Here is a 3,179-nt window from a genome sequence, read left to right as displayed (position 1 = left end):
GCCGGGGGCCGCGGGCTGCGGGCCAGGGCGGACGTATCGTCAGGCCGAGGTCCCGGCGCCCGCGGAGCGCCGACGCATGTGGGCCACTCCGCCGGCGACGGCTCCGCCCAGCAGCAGCGCGCCCAGGGCGAGCTGGCTGCCGTTGCCGCCGCTCCCTTCGGCCCCGGCGGCCCAGCCGAAGCCGGCGTCGACGGCACCGTTCGGGCGGCCGGAGATGTGGTACGTGATGGTCTGCTTGATCCGCGGCGGGCACTTGAGGGTCACGGTGTCCGTGCCTGAGGCGGCGTCCTCGGGCACCTTGAACTCGCCCACCAGGGTGCCCTTCCGCTCACCCGGCAGGAGGTGGAACTTCCCGCCCACCTCCGACTCGCCCTTGCCGTAGGTCTCCTTGCCGCAGGCGGACGTGGTGACGGTGACGGTGGAACCGGGGAACGCCTTCCGCGGGTTGATCCGGACGGTGCCGGTGGCTTCCCCGGCGGCTTCCTCGGCGGCGGCCGCTCCGGCGGCGGGATCCCCCGAGCCGGGGTCCCCTTCGACGGCCAGAGCGGTGGGGGCGGACAGGGTCAGGGCGACGACGATCAGGGCCACCGGCAGACCGCTACGTGCGAGACGCATTCTTCTCTCCTTCTACGGAGCTTTCTCGGCCGGCCTGTCTGCGCGGCGCCTGTGCTGTGCTCCGTGCACGAGGCAAACGCGCACCTCGGATCACCGCAACGCGAGAAGCGCGACCAGGTGTCCTCCGCTCGGGTTGCACTTCTGCCCTTCCGCCCTCGTCGCCGCAGGTCACAGCGGATCGCGCACCGTCCCGAGAACGACGGCGCCCGAGCGGCGAACGGGCTAGCGTCCGACCGGCGGGCCAGGCCGCCTGGGGACCTTCCGGGGGACATGCAGCCCACCCGGGGGATCAGCGGTGGCAGACCGGAACACCCCCTCATAGCTTCGGGATATGACCAAACGACAGATCGCCTACCTGGCCTGCACCGTGGCTCTCGTGGGCTCTGGACTGGGTGCCGCCGCCCCCGCGGCGGCCGGCAGTCCGACGGTGCACCGGGTGAAGCCCGGCCAATCGATCCAGAAGGCCGTGGACGCCGCGAAGCCGGGGGACACCGTCGTCCTCTCCCCCGGCACCTACCGTGAGAGCGTCCGCATCACCACTTCGAACCTGACCCTGCGGGGCTCGACCGTCTTCCCCACCGTCATCACGCCCGGCAAGGCCGCTGCCGACGACACATGTGCCAAGGCCGGCCACGGCATCTGCGTGACCGGCAAGGACGGCAGCCCCGTCAAGCACGTCACCGTGCGCTCGCTGAAGCTCCAGGGCTTCGCCAAGAACGGCCTGTGGGCGTCGCGGACCGACCGCCTGAAGGTCCATCGGGTGACGGCCGAGAAGAACGGCAACTGGGGCATCGCCCTGGAGAGGTCCGTCCGCAGTGTGCTGACCCACAACGTCGCCCGGGACAACGCGGACGCCGGACTGTTCGTGTCCAACACCACCGACACGGAGGCCGGGGCCGTCGACGCCGAGGGGACCCGGATCAGTCACAACCGTCTCTCCGGCAACCGGATCGGCATCACGGTGCGGCGCCTGCGGAACCTGACCGTCGACCGCAACGAGGCGACCGGGAACTGCGCCGCGGTCTTCGTGGTGGGCGACGAGTCCACCCCGCGGGCCGGGGCGATGAGCCTGCGCCGCAACTACATCCACTCCAACAACAAGCACTGTCCCAAGACCCCCCGGCTGCCCTTCCTGCAAGGCTCGGGAATCGTCCTCACCGGCGCCGAGGAGACGCTGGTGGCGGAGAACCGCATCGAGGACAACGTGGGCACCTCACCGCTGTCCGGCGGCATCGTGCTGTTCAAGAGCTTCGTGGGCGCCCTCAACGAACGCAACGAGATCCGCGACAACGTCGTACTGCGCAACGGCTCGGCCGACCTGGCCAACCGGGACACCGGCAAGGGCAACACCTTCAGCGGCAACACCTGCGAGGTCTCGGAGCCCGCGGGCATGTGCTGACCGGTCGGCTCCACTCCCCCACCCACGGCACCACTGCACAGACAAGGCGACAGATGACGACTGTTGATCCGGCTCCCCCGCCGCCCATGCGGCTGCGGGAGCTCGTTTTCGGGGCGGCATGCGCCGCCGCCGTACGCGCGGCCGCCCGCCTGGGTGTGGCGGACGCCCTGGGAGACACGCCCATGACCGTGGAGGACCTGGCGGCGGCGGTGAAGACGCAGCCGCGGACGCTGCGGCGGCTGCTGCGCGCACTGTCCTGCCAGGGGGTGTTCACCGAGCACGCCGACGGCACCTTCGCCCATACGGAGATGTCCCGGCTGCTGCGCGAGGACGATCCGCAGAGCCTGCGGTACATCGCGCTGTGGTGCACCGAGCCGTGGACGTGGGACGTCTGGCCGAAGCTCGACGAGGCGGTGCGCTCCGGCCGCAACGTCTTCGAGGACGTGTACGAAAGGGAGTTCTTCGCGTATCTCAACGAGGACGCGCCCGAGTCCGCGTACGTCTTCAACCGGGCCATGACGACGTCGAGCCGGCAGTCGGCCCAGGACGTCGCCGACCTGCTCGATCTGCACGGCGTGTCGTCGGTCGTGGACATCGGGGGCGGTCAGGGGCACGTCCTGGCGAGTCTGCTGGAGAAGTACCCCGACCTGCACGGCACCCTGCTCGATCTGCCGAGGGTGGTGGAGAACGCCGATCCGCGCCTGCGGGCGGACGGTCCGCTGGCCTCCCGGGTCCGCATCGTGCCCGGGGACTGCCGCGTGGACATCCCGGTCCAGGCGGACGTGTACGTCATCAAGAACATCCTGGAGTGGGACGACGACAGCACCCGCAGGGCGCTGGCGAACGTCCGGAAGGCGGCGGTGCCCGGCGCCCGTGTCGTCGTCATCGAGAACCTCGTGGACGACACTCCGTCGATGCGGTTCACGACGGCCATGGACCTGCTGCTGCTCCTCAACGTCGGTGGTGCGAAGCACACCCGGCAGAGCATGGTCGACCGGCTCACGGACGCGGGTCTGGTCATCGGCGAGATCCGTCCGGTCAACGCGTACCTCCACGCCTTCGAGTGCACCCGACCCCCCCCCGGGCCGCGCGGGACGGATCTCGGTTGGAACGCGGGGGCCCGCCGGGGGGGGGCGCCCCGGGGCCCGGGCCCGCATGCGCCGGG

General features: G+C 71.0%; 3 protein-coding genes. 2 read left to right on the top strand and 1 reads right to left on the bottom strand.

Features of this window, described 5'->3' with window-relative positions; translation table 11 throughout:
* Nucleotides 1–39: 39 nt before the first annotated feature.
* A complete protein-coding gene (locus ACFVZW_RS36960) occupies nucleotides 40–615 on the bottom strand; it encodes a sortase (RefSeq protein ID WP_384530976.1) in 576 nt (191 codons plus the stop codon).
* A 331-nt stretch (nucleotides 616–946) separates the two neighbouring features.
* Between ACFVZW_RS36960 and ACFVZW_RS36955 the strand changes: the two genes are divergently transcribed.
* The gene (locus ACFVZW_RS36955) at nucleotides 947–2,014 is read left to right on the top strand and encodes a nitrous oxide reductase family maturation protein NosD (RefSeq protein WP_384530974.1); all 1,068 of its coding nucleotides are present in this window, start codon (nucleotides 947–949) and stop codon (nucleotides 2,012–2,014) included.
* Between the two features lie 53 nt (nucleotides 2,015–2,067).
* Nucleotides 2,068–3,179, top strand: a 1,112-nt coding sequence (locus ACFVZW_RS36950; protein ID WP_384530972.1) for a methyltransferase, incomplete at its 3' end; no start/stop codon positions are given.

It is taken from the genome of Streptomyces sp. NPDC059567 (genome assembly GCF_042735655.1).
In the GTDB taxonomy this organism is placed as follows: Bacteria; Actinomycetota; Actinomycetes; order Streptomycetales; family Streptomycetaceae; genus Streptomyces.
The sequence above is the reverse complement of the archived record's forward strand: the minus strand, read 5'-3'. Positions and strand labels throughout refer to the sequence as shown.